This window comes from Pseudomonas sp. HMSC057H01, assembly GCF_001836405.1.
GTDB classification, from domain to species: Bacteria; Pseudomonadota; Gammaproteobacteria; order Pseudomonadales; family Pseudomonadaceae; genus Pseudomonas; species Pseudomonas aeruginosa.
In genome coordinates this window covers 1-16261 of sequence record NZ_KV828428.1, presented here as the reverse complement: position 1 = coordinate 16261, position 16261 = coordinate 1, and the positions used below count along the sequence as shown (strand labels likewise).

At 64.9% G+C, this 16261-nt stretch carries 13 protein-coding genes and 1 pseudogene; 2 read left to right on the top strand and 12 right to left on the bottom strand.

Going from position 1 to position 16261, the window contains the following annotated elements; translation table 11 throughout:
• A pseudogene (gene algP / locus HMPREF2581_RS09260) lies at positions 1 to 598 on the bottom strand (alginate regulator AlgP); the annotation flags it as partial.
• A 125-nt stretch (positions 599 to 723) separates the two neighbouring features.
• Here algP and HMPREF2581_RS09255 point away from each other — a divergent pair.
• Positions 724 to 1353 (top strand): FKBP-type peptidyl-prolyl cis-trans isomerase, encoded by a 630-nt coding sequence (locus HMPREF2581_RS09255; protein WP_003141961.1) that lies wholly within the window; start codon positions 724 to 726, stop codon positions 1351 to 1353.
• Between the two features lie 61 nt (positions 1354 to 1414).
• Here the strand turns inward: HMPREF2581_RS09255 and rsd are convergent, their stop codons facing one another.
• The 8 genes from rsd to algZ all read right to left on the bottom strand — a co-directional run bounded on the left by rsd (position 1415) and on the right by algZ (position 8869).
• The gene (rsd, locus tag HMPREF2581_RS09250; protein WP_003120370.1) at positions 1415 to 1897 is read right to left on the bottom strand and encodes a sigma D regulator; all 483 of its coding nucleotides are present in this window, start codon (positions 1895 to 1897) and stop codon (positions 1415 to 1417) included.
• Positions 1898 to 2176: 279 nt separating this feature from the next.
• Positions 2177 to 2668 (bottom strand): disulfide bond formation protein B, encoded by a 492-nt coding sequence (locus HMPREF2581_RS09245; RefSeq protein ID WP_003099230.1) that lies wholly within the window; start codon positions 2666 to 2668, stop codon positions 2177 to 2179.
• Positions 2669 to 2847: 179 nt separating this feature from the next.
• Positions 2848 to 4086, bottom strand: coding sequence for a heme biosynthesis protein HemY (locus HMPREF2581_RS09240; protein ID WP_070867316.1), 1239 nt, complete (start codon positions 4084 to 4086; stop codon positions 2848 to 2850).
• Entirely contained in the window at positions 4083 to 5213 is a 1131-nt protein-coding gene (locus HMPREF2581_RS09235) for a uroporphyrinogen-III C-methyltransferase (protein ID WP_003096392.1), read from the bottom strand. The genes HMPREF2581_RS09240 and HMPREF2581_RS09235 overlap by 4 nt, the downstream gene beginning before the upstream one ends.
• 26 nt (positions 5214 to 5239) lie before the next feature.
• On the bottom strand, positions 5240 to 5995 hold the full coding sequence (locus HMPREF2581_RS09230) for a uroporphyrinogen-III synthase (RefSeq protein WP_003114032.1): 756 nt from the start codon (positions 5993 to 5995) through the stop codon (positions 5240 to 5242).
• Positions 5992 to 6933: a hydroxymethylbilane synthase gene (gene hemC, locus HMPREF2581_RS09225; protein ID WP_003141963.1), complete on the bottom strand. Its 942-nt coding sequence runs from the start codon at positions 6931 to 6933 to the stop codon at positions 5992 to 5994. The genes HMPREF2581_RS09230 and hemC overlap by 4 nt, the downstream gene beginning before the upstream one ends.
• Before the next feature lie 108 nt (positions 6934 to 7041).
• The gene (algR, locus tag HMPREF2581_RS09220; RefSeq protein WP_003096397.1) at positions 7042 to 7788 is read right to left on the bottom strand and encodes an alginate biosynthesis regulator AlgR; all 747 of its coding nucleotides are present in this window, start codon (positions 7786 to 7788) and stop codon (positions 7042 to 7044) included.
• A gap of 4 nt (positions 7789 to 7792) precedes the next feature.
• Positions 7793 to 8869: an alginate biosynthesis two-component system sensor histidine kinase AlgZ gene (algZ, locus tag HMPREF2581_RS09215; protein WP_070867315.1), complete on the bottom strand. Its 1077-nt coding sequence runs from the start codon at positions 8867 to 8869 to the stop codon at positions 7793 to 7795.
• A gap of 224 nt (positions 8870 to 9093) precedes the next feature.
• Here algZ and argH point away from each other — a divergent pair, with 224 nt between their 5' ends.
• On the top strand, positions 9094 to 10488 hold the full coding sequence (gene argH / locus HMPREF2581_RS09210; protein ID WP_003141964.1) for an argininosuccinate lyase: 1395 nt from the start codon (positions 9094 to 9096) through the stop codon (positions 10486 to 10488).
• Between the two features lie 130 nt (positions 10489 to 10618).
• Here argH and HMPREF2581_RS09205 read toward each other — a convergent pair whose 3' ends face one another.
• Genes HMPREF2581_RS09205 through HMPREF2581_RS09195 form a run of 3 tightly spaced genes read right to left on the bottom strand, consistent with a single transcriptional unit; the run spans position 10619 to position 16147 of the window.
• Positions 10619 to 11692: a hypothetical protein gene (locus HMPREF2581_RS09205; RefSeq protein ID WP_003141965.1), complete on the bottom strand. Its 1074-nt coding sequence runs from the start codon at positions 11690 to 11692 to the stop codon at positions 10619 to 10621.
• Between the two features lie 52 nt (positions 11693 to 11744).
• A complete protein-coding gene (locus HMPREF2581_RS09200; RefSeq protein WP_003141967.1) occupies positions 11745 to 15269 on the bottom strand; it encodes a toxin VasX in 3525 nt (1174 codons plus the stop codon).
• Positions 15266 to 16147, bottom strand: a complete 882-nt coding sequence (locus HMPREF2581_RS09195) for a DUF4123 domain-containing protein (RefSeq protein ID WP_003141969.1) — start codon at positions 16145 to 16147, stop codon at positions 15266 to 15268. The genes HMPREF2581_RS09200 and HMPREF2581_RS09195 overlap by 4 nt, the downstream gene beginning before the upstream one ends.
• Between the last annotated feature and the right edge of the window lie 114 nt (positions 16148 to 16261).

Genomic DNA, 16261 nt, shown 5'->3' with positions numbered 1-16261 from the left:
CGGGCTTGGCCGCCGGTTTCGCCACAGGCTTCGCTGCCGGCTTGGCTGCGGGCTTCGCTGCCGCGGTTTTCGCCGCAGGCTTGGCCGCCGGTTTCGCAGCCGGTTTCGCAGCCGGCTTGGCCGCAGGCTTCGCCGCTACGGTTTTCATCGCAGGCTTGGCTGCCGCCTTCGCAGCAGGTTTGGTCGCGGGTTTCGCCTTGCGGCTCTCCAGAGCCTTGCCAGCAGCTTCCTTCACCTTGCCGACACCCTGCGCCAGCTTGAGGCTTTCCTGTACGTCACGCTTGAGGCCGACGATGTAGGTACGGGTGTCCGCCTGCCGGGCCTTCAGGGTATCCAACGCTTCTTCCAGGTCGCTGATGGTCTCGCGCGCCTTGGCCTGTGCCTTGGTCTTGCCGGCCTTGGCAGCATCCTGCAGCTTGGTGCGAGCCTTGTGCAGTTTTTCCTGGGCTTTGCCACGTTGCTTTTCAAGTTTGGCCAGGAGCTTTTCCGAATCGACCAGCGCTTGTTTGCACGCACCTTCCAGGTGCTCGACAAGGCTGTGGGAAAGTTGCTGCAACAGGTGCAAGGGGGTGGTGACGGGCTTCTTGTTGGCCGACATGACGTGCCTCCAGGCGGACGTGGTTGCGCCCATACTAGACCCGCAAACCCCCTCTCGCCAACGGGTTCGATGTGCTACAAGCGACGTGCGCCAGGATTGCCCGCCGATTCGTCTGGAGAAACCGCATGCCGCGCCGCCTTTTCATCGGTCTTTTTCTACTGCCGCTGCCGCTTTTCGCCGCGCCCCCCAAGGACGAACTGGCCTATGCTGTAGGCGCCCGCCTGGGCACGCGCCTACAGCAGGAAATGCCCGACCTAGAGCTATCCGAACTACTTCTCGGACTGCGCCAGGCCTATCGCGGCGAGGCACTTGAAATCCCCCCCGAACGCATCGAACAACTTCTGCTGCAACACGAGAACGCCACGACGGAAACACCGCGGATCACACCCGCCGAGGCCCGCTTCCTGGCCAACGAAAAAGCCCGCTTCGGCGTCCGCGAATTGACCGGCGGCGTCCTCGTCAGCGAATTACGTCGTGGCCAAGGTAACGGCATCGGCGCGGCAACCCAGGTACACGTCCGTTACCGCGGCCTGCTCGCCGACGGTCAAGTGTTCGACCAGAGCGAAAGCGCCGAGTGGTTCGCTCTGGACAGTGTGATAGAGGGATGGCGCACAGCATTGCGAGCGATGCCTGTCGGCGCGCGCTGGCGAGTGGTGATTCCTTCGACGCAAGCCTATGGCCACGAAGGCGCTGGCGACCTGATCCCGCCCGACGCTCCGCTGGTCTTCGAGATCGACCTGCTGGGCGTCCGCTGAAATGCAAAAACGGCGCTCTCCCGCATGGAGACGCGCCGTTTCGTAACGACTCGCCGGTGAATCAGACCGGTACTGCCGAACCCTCTGCGCCGCTCTGGCTGTGGGCGTTGTGCAGGACTTCGATGAGGCAGTCCTCCAGCTCGAAGCGTTCGTGCAACTGTTGCCGCAGGACCTTCAGCTCCGCGATGAGGCAGGCTCCTTCACGGCAATCGCCGTTGTCGCAGCGATCGTTGAAGTTCAGCGCGGATTCGGTGATGGCTTCCAGCCGGGGGAAGATCTGCTTGGCCAGCTCCAGGCCGCGCTGATCGCCGAAGGCCTTGCCTTCCGCCGTCAGTTGCTCGTAGACCTCGAAGTGTCCGGCAGATACGTAGTCCAGCAGCAATTGGCAAAAATGCTGGAGTTCTTCGGCGTTGGGCGCCGGTGCCTGAATACCGCTCAGGGCATCGAAGGCCTGCACCAGTTGCTGGCGCTCATGCAGCCAGCGATCGATCAGTTGGTGCACGCCCCCCCACCGCTCTTGGGCATTACGGCAGCTTTCGAGCATGTTGTCCTCGCTTCCCTCTTCGGACGTCCCGGAGAATCATCGTCCGCTCCGAGACGCATTGCTGACGCACTCTCTGCGCTCTGTGGGAGAACGCCTGTGCAAGGGGCGGACTCCGGCGCTACGGAAAGCCAGATTATGCCCCCGGGATGACCCCATCAAGACGCCCGTACAGAAAAATTCATACGGATGTTTGATCGGTATCCCGCATCCGCTCTGGTTTTCGCCAAATCGATACGGCCGACGCTCGAGAGCTGACGAAAGGCCACGGGACAGCCCGCGTCAGGCACGTCGGAGGAACTGCACGATGGAGAAACCGAGATAGGCAACGAACGCCAGCAGGCTCCATTCCGGAATGCTCAGGGTGAACAGCGTCCAGCTCACCTGGGCACAATCCGCGGTGCCGTGCAGGACCAGGCGGATCACTTCCTGGAAGGGAAGCGCCTGCATCATGTAGTCGAGGCTGGGCAGGCAGGCCGGCAGTTGGTCCAGCGGAACGGTCTGCAACCATACCTGGCGGGCGGCCGTGGCCCCGCCGCCGAGAGCGAGCAGGAACACCAGCACGGAGTAGATACGCCGCCCACGCAGGCCGGGCCCCTGGATCGCGCCAGCGAGGCAGGTCAGGCCGATCAGGATGAAGAAGATCCGCTGCACGACGCACAGCGGGCAGGCCTCCAGGCCAACCACATGTTCCAGGTACAGCGCCCCGCCCATGATGGCGACGCAGGCCAGGAACGCGAGAAGGAAAAGCTGACGGGGGCTGGCCAGGGGCATGGCGGATCCACAGGTACACAGGGGAAAGGCCGCCTACGGTAGTGGAAAGCCTCCGGCCGTTTCAAGCCGCAAGGCCGCTCTGCGGCAAGACATCCCGAATCATGCCAGGCGCCCGCGACAAGCCGCCACAGTCCTGCCGATGGAGCCGAACGGGGAACGCCGGGTGGCGTTCCCCATGCTCAAATGCCCGCCACCACCACGGGCAGCCCCGGAGTACGCCGATCGAGCAGGACCAGGCCCTCCTGGAACAACTGGTTGCTGCGCTCGACCTCGCCGAGCTGCGCCAGCAGGCGTCCCAGCTCGGCGCAGGTCTCGGCACTGCGCTGGAAGCCCAGGCTGGCCTCCAGGTATTCCCGGGCCTTGCCCCAGAGCTTGTTGATCAGGCACAGGCGCCCCAGGGTCAGCAGCAGGCCGGGATCGTTCGGATGTTCCTTGAGCCAACCTTCCGCGGCCTGCAATTGCTTGCCCGGATCGCGCCCGCGCACCTGCCCGTAGAGTTGCACCAGGGTCGCGTCGAAGCCTTGCTTGAGCGCATGGCGGAGGACTTCTTCAGCCTCTTCCTCGGCGCCCAGGCGAAGCAGTTGGGCGGCATAGCCCGCGACGATCGCCGGGTCTGCACGCAGCGCCGAAGGCACGTTCTGCCAGCGCTGGGTCAGCGGCTGCAACGCCGTCTCGCCCTCGTTCAGTCCACGCTCGCCGGCTTCCTGCAAGGAAGCCACCCAGGCACGGCGTTCGAGGTCGCGCAGTTCGGAATCCTTCAGCACACGCTCCTTGCGCAGCTCCGGCAGCAGGACGCAAAGGGCCTGCCAGTCGTGCTGGGTGACGTACAGCTGCTGCATCAGCCGCAATACCGTGCGGTGCTGCGGCTGGAGCCCGTGCAGCTCTTCAAGGGTATTGCGTGCCTGCGGGTAGTCGCCGCGATTGATCAGCAGTTGCGCACGGGTCAGGCCGACCAGCAATTGGGCGTCCGGCTCGCGCTCGCGAGCCCGGTTCAGCAGGTCGTCGGCCTCGTCGTAGCGTTCGAGTTCGTTGGCGGCCCGCGCCGCGCCGAGGTAATGCATCAGCGGCCGCTCGCCCATCTCCGCCGCCCGCCGCAAGTGACGCAGTGCCTGCGGCCAGTTGCCTTCGCCGAGATCGCGCAGGCCGCTGTGCTCGGCCATCTGCACGCGACGCCGGCGGTTGTAGCGCGACCAGGGGTTGACCACCCGCCCCGAGCTGCCGAGCAGGCGCAGGACCAGGCGCACCAGCACCACCAGCAGCCAGACCACCGCCAGCAGGGCGAGGAACGACCACAGGCTGGATTCGTAACGGAAGCTCTTGTAGGCGATCAGCACATAGCCGGCCTGCTCGGAGATCGCCAGCCCAACCAGCGTGGCGACCAGCACCACCGCCAGAACCAGGAGGTAGATGCGTCTCATGGACGGCCCTCCGTGGCCGGAGCCGCCTGCGCCTCGGGCACCAGGTTGCCAGCGGCCTCGCGGCGCGACACGTAGGCCTGCAAGGCGCTCAGGGCCGGTGCGAGGTCAGGGACCTGCACGGTGACCGGCTGCTTCGCCAACTCATCGATACGCAACTTCAACGCGCGGCTGTCGGCCAGCTCTACGTTGAAATAGCCGTCCAGCACGTCCTGGGCCTGCTTCAGCGCCTGCTCGTAGACTTCCTGCTTGCCATTCAGCGCCGCCCACTGGGCTTGCTCCAGGGCCAGGCCGATGGTCAGGCGCACCTGCGCCAATTGCTCGCCGGCCAGCAGCGGACGAATGTCCTGGCCGGCATTGAAATCGATGCGGATGTAGCGCGAGATCTTCTCCCACCACAGCTCCCAGGTGCTGTTGCCGTCGCCCCAGGCGACATTGCTGGCACCGCTTTCGCCTTCCTTGAAGGTCGGCGTGAGCGGTTGCAACTGGTTGACCTGCTCGCGCAACGCCGCCAGTTGCACGAACAGCCCGGTACGGTCCGGCTCCGGCAACGCGCGCAGGGCCTCGAGGCTGGCCGCCAGCTTGGCGCGGGCGGCATAGGCGCCGGGATCGTTCTGCGCGCGCAGGATGTCATCGGCGCCCTGCACCAGTTCGGTGGCGCTGCCCACGTCCTGCAAGGCGGACAGGCGCAGGCTGGCCAGGCGCAGCAGGTGTTCGGCCTCGGCCAGTCGCCATTGCTGGCGGCTCTGGCCGAGGACCTTCTTCAGTTGCTCGCTGAGATGCTGCTGGTCGCCCTGCAGCTCCACCACAAGGCGTCGCCGGGCCTCCAGTTCGTCCGCAGTGGGCAAAGCGTCCAGGCGGGCAGCCAGTTGCTGGTTACGCTGGGCCAGGGATTCGGTCTTGCCACGGGCATCTTCCAGCTGCGCCAGTTGGTCGCGCTCGGTGCCCTGCAACTGCTGGACCTGCCAGAAGCTCCAGCCACCCGCGCCGAGTCCCGCCACGCCAACCAGCAGGGCGAGCAACGCCAGGCCGGTGGCGGTACCGGAACGCCTGGATGCATCGGGTGCAACGGGAGAAGGGGTGGAAGTGGAAGTTCTTGCGTCGTCTTGGGGAGTGACTGCTTCGCTCACAGGTCCATCCTTTGGTCAAGAAAGTTCTAGGCGGCGCTCGTCAGGGCCGCCAGCAAGGCCGGCGCGCTCGCGCCCCGGCAATCAATCACCCGTTGCGCACCCAGTTCGCGCGCCATCTCGGCGACCCGCGGGCTGGGTACGAACAGCGGCAACCGGCCTATCTCGGGCCAATCGGCTGCCGCCAACTGATACAGATTTTGCAAACCCTGTCCACTGCTGACCACCAGGCCGTTCAGGCGTTCCGCCCGCACCCTTGCCAGCAGCTCTCCGGCCGGATAGTCCGGAGCCCGGCGCCGGTAGAGTGGCAGGTAGTCCACCTGCACGCCTTGGCCGCGCAGGCGCTCGGCGAGGAATTCTCGGCCACCTTCGCCGCGCATGATCAGCACTTTCGGATCGTGCACGCGCAGGGAATCCTGGAACGCCGGCAGCGCCAGCAACGCTTCGCTGTCGTCGCCCTGTTCAGGGTAGGTTACGTCGAGGCCGTAGGCCTCGAGGATCGCCGCGGTCGCCGCGCCGACGCTGCACCAGGTCTGCTGCGGAGGCTGCGGCCAGTAGCGGTCGAGCCGCTCCAGCCCCAGGCGCGCCGCCGGCTTGCTGACCACCACCACCGCGCAGTAGCGGTCCAGGTCGAGCATCAGCGTACGCTGCTCCGGGGTTTCTTCCAGCGGATCGATCGCCAACAGCGGCAGGCTACTGCTATGGACGCCAGCCTCGCCGAGGCTGGCGGCCAGGGCCGCGCACTCCTCGTCGGGGCGCGTCAGCAGGAGCCGCCAGCCGCTCACGGATGTCCGGCCTCGCCGTAGACGGCTTCGAGAATCGCTTCGGCGCCCTGCTCCAGCAGGTCCTCGGCCACCCGCACGCCCAGCGCCTCGGCTTCCGCCAGTGGCGCCCGCCCCTCGGCGCGCAGCAACTGGGTGCCATCAGGCTGGCCGACCAGGCCGCGCAGCCACAGCTGGTCGCCCTCGCGGATGGCGTAGCAGGCGATCGGCACCTGGCAACCGCCGTTGAGTCGCTTGTTCAGCGCGCGCTCGGCAGTGACCCGCAGAGCCGTGTCGGAATGGTGCAAGGGTTCCAGCAAGGCATGCAAGTCGCTGTCGGCAGTACGACATTCGATGCCGACGGCGCCTTGTCCGCCGGCGGGCAGGCTGTCGTCGACACTGATCGAGGAGCGGATGCGCGACTCGAAGCCGAGGCGGATCAGGCCGGCGGCGGCGAGGATGATCGCGTCGTATTCGCCGGCATCCAGCTTGGCCAGGCGGGTATTGACGTTGCCCCGCAGGAAACGGATCTGCAGGTCCGGCCGGCGCGCCAGCAGCTGCGCCTGGCGGCGCAGGCTGGAGGTGCCGACCACGCTGCCGGCTGGCAGTTGCTCGAGGCTGGCGTAGGTGTTCGAGACGAAAGCGTCACGCGGGTCTTCGCGCTCGCAGATGGTGTAGAGGCCGAGCCCCTCGGGAAAGTCCATCGGCACGTCCTTCATCGAATGCACCGCGATGTCGGCGGCGCCTTCGAGCAGGGCGGTTTCCAGTTCCTTGACGAACAGGCCCTTGCCGCCGATCTTCGCCAGCGGTGCGTCGAGCAGCTTGTCGCCGCGACTGGTCATCGGCAGCAGGGTGACGGTCAGGCCAGGATGAGCCTGCTCCAGGCGCGCCTTGACGTATTCGGCCTGCCACAAGGCGAGGGCGCTCTGGCGAGTGGCGATGCGGATTTCGCGGGACGACATGGGATATTCCGTGCACAGGGATGCGCCCATGATAACAGTTCGAACCCGAGTGCGCGGACGCTGGGCCCGATAGCCGCACCCGGGTCGCTGGCGAACCGCCGACCGCCGTCAGAGCTGATGCATCAGACGCCTGACCCCGGCCACGTGCCGCCGGCTGACGGTCAGTGCATCGCCGTCGAGGCCTTTCAGGTAGAGCTGGAAATGCCCCAGCGGCGTACGCTGCAGGCGTTCGATCCGTTCGCGGGCGACCAGCGCGTTGCGGTGGATGCGCACGAAGCGCTCGCCGAACTCGTCTTCCAGCGCCTTCAACGGCTCGTCCAGCAGCACCTCGCCCTGCGCATGACGCAAGGTCACGTACTTGTGGTCGGCAATGAAGAAGATCACCTCTTCCAGCGGGATCAGCTCGATCCCCTTGCGGGTCCGCGCACTGATGTGGCTGCGCGGACCGCTGCCGCCGGAGGCCGGGGGCTTGGTCAGCGCGGCCAGTTGCACGCGGTTCGGTCGCGAGGCTTTCTTCAACGCCTCGGCCAGGTCTTCGCTGCGCACCGGCTTGACCAGGTAGCCCACGGCGCTGACCTGGAAGGCTTCCAGGGCGAATTCGTCATGGGCCGTGCAGAAGATCACAGCCGGCGGCGCTTCCCGCTCGCAGAGTCTGGCCGCGACCTGGAGGCCGTCCAGACCGGGCATGCGGATATCCAGCAGGACGATATCGGGCTTGAGGCTGTCGATCAGCGTCAGCGCTTCTTCGCCATTGCTGGCCGAGGGCTCGAGGACGCGATAGCCGTCCAGTTGCCCTACCAATCGGGCCAGGCGCTCTCGCGCCAGAGGTTCGTCATCGACAATCAGGACATTCATAAGCTCAGGCTTCCTGCATGAGTCGCGCACATGGATAGCGTAGACAGGTGTAGTGCCGTCCGTCACGGCGCTCGACGCTGAGACTCGCTTTAGGCCCGAAAAGTGCCCCAAGTCGTGCATCGATATTGTGTAACGCCTGTCGCGTGCCTTTCGACGGGGGCGACTCGAGCGCCTCGTCGTAGGGGTTGCTCACACATAGCTGGAACACTCCTTCACGATAAACCGCCTCGACCTGCACCAGGCCACCTTCGACCCGCGGCTGGATGCCATAGATAAGCGCATTTTCCAGCAGCGGCTGCAAGGTCAGTTGGGGGATCGGCAGGTTGGCCGGCACCCCGTGCACCTGCCAGTCCAGTTGCAGGCGATCGCCAAGACGATACTGCTCAATGGAAAGATAGCGCCTTGCCAGCGCCAGTTCCTCCTCCCAGGAAACTAAAGTGCCGGGCTTCGCCAGGCTGGCCCGGAACAGGTCGGACAGGTCCAGCACCGCATGCTCGGCCTTCAGCGGGTCCAGCTCGATCAGGCTGGCGATGCTGTTCAGGCTGTTGAACAGGAAGTGCGGGCGAATCCGCGCCTGCAGCGACTCCAGGCGCGCCTGCAACTCGGCCTGCTGCTGCCGGCGCCACTGGCTCTGCAGGTAAAAGTAGCGCAGCACCAGGGCGGACATGATCAGCGCGATCAGCGCGTGCCGCAGATACAGATTGACCTCGCCGGCACGCGTCAGTTCTCCGCCCAGCTGATAGTGCTCGGCGACCGCCGTGCAGCCCAGGGTGAGGGCCACCACCAACAGGCAGCAGGCACTCCCCGCCAGCGCCACCGGCAGGCGCGCGAGCAATGGCCGCAGGCGGCAGAACAGCGCCGCCGAGAGCAGTACGATCCACTGCACGAACAGCGACGCCAGGGCCAGGCGCACCCAGTTGAAGCTCGGCGTCATCGGCTCCGCCAGCACCAGCACCAGCACCAGCAGCTCCGCCAGCAGCACCAGGGTGAACAGGGCTTCGGCTTCGCAGAGCTCGGGAATGAAGAAGTCGTCTTGGACGGCCGGCCGGGTCGAGCGGCAGGGCTTGAATCGGATAGGCATCGACAGAGTTTCCGCAAGGCCCGGGGCGCCCGCAAGACAGCCGCGGGCGTACGGGCGAAATAAAGCACCGAAATGCCATCTGCCGCAAAAAACCGCGAAACAGCGCTCGTTCCGGCTTCGTCGACGAGCCGCCGGTTTTTCCTCCCGGCCTGCTATCATCGTCGCACTTTGCCCGTCACGCAGGCCGCGCGGCCTGTCCGTTTCTTGTTGCAGCGAGAGATACCATGAGCGTAGAGAAGACCAACCAGTCCTGGGGCGGCCGCTTCAGCGAGCCCGTCGACGCCTTCGTCGCCCGTTTCACCGCCTCCGTCGACTTCGACAAGCGTCTCTACCGCCACGACATCATGGGTTCCATCGCCCACGCCACGATGCTGGCCAAGGTCGGCGTGCTGAGCGACGCCGAGCGCGATGCGATCGTAGACGGCCTGCAACAGATCCAGGCGGAAATCGAAGCCGGCAGCTTCGACTGGCGCGTCGACCTGGAAGACGTGCACATGAACATCGAGGCGCGCCTGACCGACCGCATCGGCGTCACCGGCAAGAAGCTCCACACCGGTCGCTCGCGCAACGACCAGGTGGCCACCGACATCCGCCTCTGGCTACGCGACGAGATCGACACCATCCTCGCCGAGATCACCCGCCTGCAGGAGGGCCTGCTGGGCCTGGCCGAAGCGGAAGCCGACACCATCATGCCCGGTTTCACCCACCTGCAGACCGCCCAGCCGGTGACCTTCGGCCACCACCTGCTGGCCTGGTTCGAGATGCTCGGCCGCGACTACGAGCGCCTGGTCGACTGCCGCAAGCGGGTCAACCGCATGCCGCTCGGCTCGGCGGCCCTGGCCGGCACCACCTACCCGATCCAGCGCGAGATCACCTGCCAGTTGCTGGGCTTCGACGCGGTTGGCGGCAACTCCCTGGACGGCGTCTCCGACCGCGACTTCGCCATCGAATTCTGCGCCGCCGCCAGCCTGGCGATGATGCACCTGTCGCGCTTCTCGGAAGAGCTGGTGCTGTGGACCAGCGCGCAGTTCCAGTTCATCGACCTGCCCGACCGCTTCTGCACCGGCTCCTCGATCATGCCGCAGAAGAAGAACCCCGACGTGCCGGAGCTGGTACGCGGCAAGTCCGGCCGGGTGTTCGGCGCCCTCACCGGCTTGCTGACCCTGATGAAGGGCCAGCCGCTGGCCTACAACAAGGACAACCAGGAAGACAAGGAACCGCTGTTCGACGCCGCCGACACCCTGCGCGACAGCCTGCGCGCCTTCGCCGACATGGTCCCGGCGATCCGGCCCCGGCGCGAGATCATGCGCGAGGCGGCACGCCGCGGTTTCTCCACCGCCACCGACCTGGCCGACTACCTGGTGCGCAAGGGCCTGCCGTTCCGCGACTGCCACGAGATCGTCGGCCACGCAGTGAAGTACGGCGTGGACAGCGGCAAGGACCTCGCCGAGATGAGCCTCGACGAACTGCGCCGCTTCAGCGAGCAGATCGACGCCGACGTCTTCGACGTGCTGACCCTGGAAGGCTCGGTCAACGCCCGCGACCATATCGGCGGCACCGCGCCGAACCAGGTCCGTGCCGCCGTCGCCCGCGGCCGGCAGTTGCTCGCCCAGCGCTGAGGCTTGCGACAATCCGACCTCGCACCCAGCAGGGTCGGGCGATACGCGGAGCGCAGCCTTAGCGCTCCGTATCCCCCACCTCCGCAGCCGACGACGCTCCGCCAGCTATGCTTCCGGAAACGACGGGCGCTCAGCGCACGCCAGTCGCCGAAGCCTCTCGCCGTACCTCGGTAAATATCTCGATGATCGAGCGTTGCGGATCACGCTGTCGCAAGGCCCTCACCCGTTGACTCTGACGTTGCAGCTCCTCGCTGGGCCTGACCCACTGTTCGGATGGCAGGGGCTGTGACCAGGCACGCATGGCCTCGGGCAACTCCTGGCGTTGCATGCGCTTGACCCGGCGGATTTCCCATTCGACTAGATGGAATGGCAGCGTCCATAAATCCATTGCGTGGTAGAGATACCAACCGACCATATACCAACGCCCTACTTCACCCTCCCGGTAGCGACGATGAGCACGAGCGCGGGCATTGCGGAAGGTGTGCAGCCCCTCGTGAGGCGGGTCGTCCGGGCCTTGCAGGTCGAGTGGGTCCTGGATCTCCTTGAGGCTGTGCACCTCATGCTCCATATAGGCTCGGATGGCCTCCCAGTTGGCGATGGCCAGAGGCAGGCCGGCACAAGGGAACTCCAGGGAGAAGTCCTCGCCGCTGGCGGCATGATGGAAGCCCACACCCATGCCGTATTGGCGCTGGATGCCGTACTGGGTGGCACCCTGGGCCTGGATCACCCAGGCCGATAGGGACTCCCAGGGGACGAAGATGGGGGCGGAGTGGCTTTCTGGGACGAAGCAAACTTCGCGGCGCTGGCGATTGAAGCGAGTAGGGATGATCTTTTTATACTTTATATGATTGGACCACCACGCACTTAACAAGATAAGAAAGCCAAACAGCGCACACCCCGAGCCATATGTTATTCCTATATCAAACAACCCTACAGCCAACTGTTTAGCCGTGCTTATATCACCACCTAACAAAGGCGTGCCGACCATCATTAGGGTTGGAATTAAAAAAACAGATATTATCCAGAGAGTAAATGGGCCACCTAATCTGACCTGCCAGGCAAATGCATTGGGCAGCCCTGTCCCGAAGTCAAGATAAGTATCATTCACTTCCCCCACGGCATGAGAATAGTCCTGTGCGGGCTGGACTGTAGGTAGAGGTAAAGGCGCGAGATAACTGACCAGCCCGCTGGAAAAGGGAACCACATCACCTGCTCGGTGGCTCTCCATCAGTCGCAACGGCGGCACATCCATGGGCTTATCGTTCTGGAGCATCGGCAAAATCCGGCAGCAAACGGGGGTCAATTAGCATCCAGGATGCTTCCTGCCCCTGGATACGTTGTGGCGAAGCAGGATAGTCTCCTTCGCTGTGTGGCGACAGGCGAACCATGTGCCGATCGGCATGATATTGACCCTGCGGGTTCAGTCGTTCGATCTGTACAGCCAGTAATAGATCCTCCGTGACCGAGCCCCCGGTCACACCCTCCAGCGGCGCTAGCCGCGGCACCAGCAACACCAACGGTTCGGCGGACGCGACCTGTAGACTGTCGCCGACAACTTCGGTGACGGGGAACCAACGCACCATGGGCGAACCTCTTTCGTATTTCACACTACGAATGCGGTAGGCCGCCAGGCTCAAGCGTACTTCAGGGCGCCCGGCCAAGGTCTGCTGCAGTGCTCCCAGACTGATACCAGGCAAGGCTAGGCTGATCTCCGCAGTGGCAGATGAGGAGAGCAGGTCTCGCCACCAACTGCCATGACTCGCGTGCTTGACCTCACCTCTTGGCGTCTGGACGATCCCCAGAAGTCGTTGCTGATAGATTTCCAGGGACTGGTTCAGGCGCCCTCCGATGTCGCGGCTCCAGGGTGTACTGAGCAACCAATCGTCATGGGGCGTGGTATTACTGCGGTTATACCAATAGGTTCCTACCAGTTCGAGGGCGGTGAAAATGGCACCGGCGATATTGAATCGAGCAAATATGCTCGAAAGTCGCGTGCCAGCCAATGCCCAGGCTGTACGCTCGGCAGCAGGTGTTGCAGCCCTGAGCACACCTTTTAAAGCATACCCCGTATGCCATACCCCGTAGGCGCTGCTGGCCAGCATTCCGCTGGAGCCAACCATAGCTAAAGCGGCACCTTGCTGAGCTTGAGCATTTCCGCTGCGTATAGCACCAAGCCACTCGCCATAGTGGGTTTGAGTAGCAACAGCTGCTGCAAAAAAACCTGCCGCATATCCCACAAACCCTAGGCGTAAGTGCAGTTTTCCCATTTGTACATGAGCAACTTCCACAGCGTGGTTCTGCAGCCCCTGTGCCAACTGAACACTTCTGGCCTGAAGAGCTGTATCGGCAATGGCCTGAGCTGCCGCTACGCCCGCAGATATTGTGGTGAAAATAGAACCAGCCAGCGGCATTAGCTCACGCTTATCCGGTGAAGTCGCGATAACCCCCCGCCATACCTGCACCATATTGACAAACTGCGCCACAAACACAGCCAGACCAATTCCATCCCCCACCTTATTGAACGCGGCTGCACTGCTATAGCCATTGCGCAGGTTACGGATACCACTGGCAACTTCCTGTAACTGTGCAGACGGCAGGATCAAGGTGATTCCGGCGCGGCCTGGTGTCGCACCGGCGAGACGGATGCTGTTGTCCGGAAGCTCGGCGATCGGGCTGAGGGCGGCGGCCAGGCGCGGCTCCAGGGCGTTGAGCTGGAGGCGGACACGCTGGATGTCGGCGAGCAAGGCGCGGGCGTCCGTCGACTTGTGTCCGGCCTGGCTCTTCACCTGCTTGCGCTGGCGGACCAGCCGGCGCAGTTCCGCGCGCTGTTCGAGCACTTCCTTCAGGTCGGCCTGGAGGATGGCCTTTTCCGCTTCGCTGGCAATGGTGAAGGTCACCCCTTCGCGGACCGCGGCGTCGAGCAGGCGACCGGGAAGGGCCTTGGGCAGCTTGCGGAACAGCGCGTCGAGATCCGGCGCCTGCTGCTGGCCTACGCTCTTGAAGAAGCCCTCCATGGTCCGGCTGATGCCCAGGGTCAACGCCGGGTTGAGCGTGGCCTGGGCGCTGTCGGCAAGCGCTCGGGTGGCCTCCGGCAAGCCGTCGAGAGCGGGCAGCTTGCCCAGCTCCAGCGAGTCGCGCTGCTGCGCCCACTCTTTCAGCTTGGAGAGCCAGAGATGGCCGGGCGGCCCGAGCTGCGCGTATTGCGCGATCAGTTCGGCCTGGGTGTTCAACGGCAGAGTCTGGAACAATGGGCGATCGTATTGCGGATTTTCCTCCAGGAAGGCGAGCACGGCCTCGCTGGCCTCGTCGCTGCGGCAGATATCCTTCAGGCAGGCGTACTGGGTGGCGAAGGCCAGTCCCAATTGCTCGGCCTGCTGGAAATCGTAGTACCAGGCGGCGCGATGGAATCGCTGCTCGGTAAGCATCTGCGTGCGGTCTGCGCTGATCTGCTCGAGCAGGGCGTTCCAGCGCGCCAGGTTGGGCCTGTTGGCGGCGAGGAAGGAATCCATGGCGGGACGGTCGATCAGGTCGTCGATGCCACGCTGGCCAAACTTGGCGCCATGCAGCGCGTCATCGACCTTTTCGCCGTGGCTCTTCTTCAGGCGGATCAGGGCGTCCAGGTTGCGTTCGACGAAGGCCGGATCGGCAACCGCCATTTTCCGCTTGGTGAAGTGTCGCTCCACAGGTCTGTGCAGCGGCTCCGGCATGGCGGGGTCCATCGGCTTCGGCAACGGCTCGCCGTTGAGGTAGTCCAGCAAGGCCTGGCGCGATCGCTCCCGCTCGGGAGGTGGCAGCCGGTCGAGATCGTCGAACAGCGGCTGGGCACTCTCGTCGGCCAGCTTGGGCAGTTCCGCGGCGCGGATCTGGGTCAACGACTCGATGTAGCAGGCGATCACGTAGTCGCGCTCGTTGGCCCCGGCCTGGGCGCCGCCCTGCAGCCATTCCTCGAGCCAGCCGACCACTTCGTCCTGGTAGGCGGCTAGGTCGCGCATCACACCGATGTCGTCGCGCAGCGCCAGGAACAGGGCATCATGCTCGTACTGCGGGAGTACCTGCGCAGTCAACTCGCCGAGCTGGGTATCGCGGAACAGCGGCGGATCCTCCCAGACGTAGTCGCGTCGTTCGTCCGGATGGGCGGCGGGTGGACTGGCCGGGCGCTGCTGGTGGGGCGGGAAGCGCTGCTGGCCCTGCTCGTCGCGATGCACCTTGTTCTGCACCACTTCGGCCAGCCAGGTTTCCGCCTGCCGTCGGGTCAGCAGATGCGGCCCCCCCTGCTGCGGGTCGGCGCGGCGCAGATCGACGGCCTGCATGAAGTGCTCGCGGTCCTTCGGACTGGCGAGCACCTGCATGCACTTGCGCGCGGTCCATTGCAGCTCCGAATAGGCCACGTACAGGACGCTGGTACGGGGAAAGACCAGTTGGGGCTCGCCGACCGCGCGGCTGCGTACGTCGGCGCGAACCTCGGCGTCCTGCCACAGCAGCTTGTCGATAGCGCCCTTGTCGATGCGGTATTCGTGCAGCTTTCCGGTTCCGCCGTCGATCACGTAGAGATAGCCATTGCGCACCAGCCGCAGACCCAGCGGCCGGCTTTTCAGGGCGAAAGGCATCGCCAGCTCGGCGCTCGGATCGACGCCTTCGGTCAAACCGTAGCGCAGCGGCAACAGCTGCACCTTGGCGTTCATCAACGGACAGGTGCCGCTCGGCGAACGACTATCGCTGGACGAGGCTTCGTTTGCCGCCAGGTTGGCGCTGTCTCGCCGGGGTGTGGCCTGCGCAGTCATGAATGCATCCTTTCTGTCTCGGCGGCGCGACGCTCCGCCAGCTCGGCCGCAGCGGCCACCCGCTGCGCCGGGGATTGGCTGGAGGGACCATCGAGCAGCACGGCGATGTCCGCATGCGCGTCCAGCGCATCCTCGCCCAGGTAGCCGAAGATATTGGCGTAGAGCAGGATGTCCCGCGCCGAGCACATCCCACGACGGTAGGCCTGCTCGGCCAGCATACGCAGGTGCTGGAAGCGCTCTCGGCCGCACAGGGCCGGGCGATAGCCGGGGAAATACAGATTCATGTGGCGATCCATGTCCATGAGGGTCTGGCGGAAGCTGACTTCGCCAAGTGCATCGAATTCGGCCTCGCTCAGACGGTAGGGCTGCGTGCGGTCGCGAGCGATCGCCGAACCGCTTCGCCGGTGTTGCCACCAGCGGATTTCCAGGGCATCTGGAGCACATGCCTGCTCGATCGGACCGAACAGTTCCATGCGTTCATGTTCCAGCAGGCTATGCATCACTGCCGGGTCGGCCAGGCGCAGCAGCACCGGCTCGCCATGGGGAGATTGGACGCACAGAAGGTCCCGCAGGTGCTGCGACAGGATCGGCAAGCTGACGCGGGCGAAGAGCAGGTAGCCCCATTCCTGTGCGGCGTTGTCGAGGAACGCCTGCAGGATAGGGTCCTGGCGGCCGTCGAGGGCGACCAGGCAGGGCGACAGGTCCAGCAGTTCCTGCCAGCGGCTGTCGCGGTACAGCGGCTCGAAGGTCGGAGTATCGCTCCATTGGTAGAGCTTGCGCGGCAGTTCCATGACGCTGACGCCATCGAGCAGCAGGTAGGCATTCAGCGTCCAGGGCAGGTCGGCGGGCAAGGCGGGCAGCATCGGTTCAGTGCGCATCGGTTTTCGCCCTGGCCGCTTCGCAGATGGCGCAGATCGGTTTCTTCTGCAGCAATGCCTGGCGCTGCGCGCGGATCAGCAGGGCGCCGGCCTTGTCGCTGTCGGCCTGCCGCA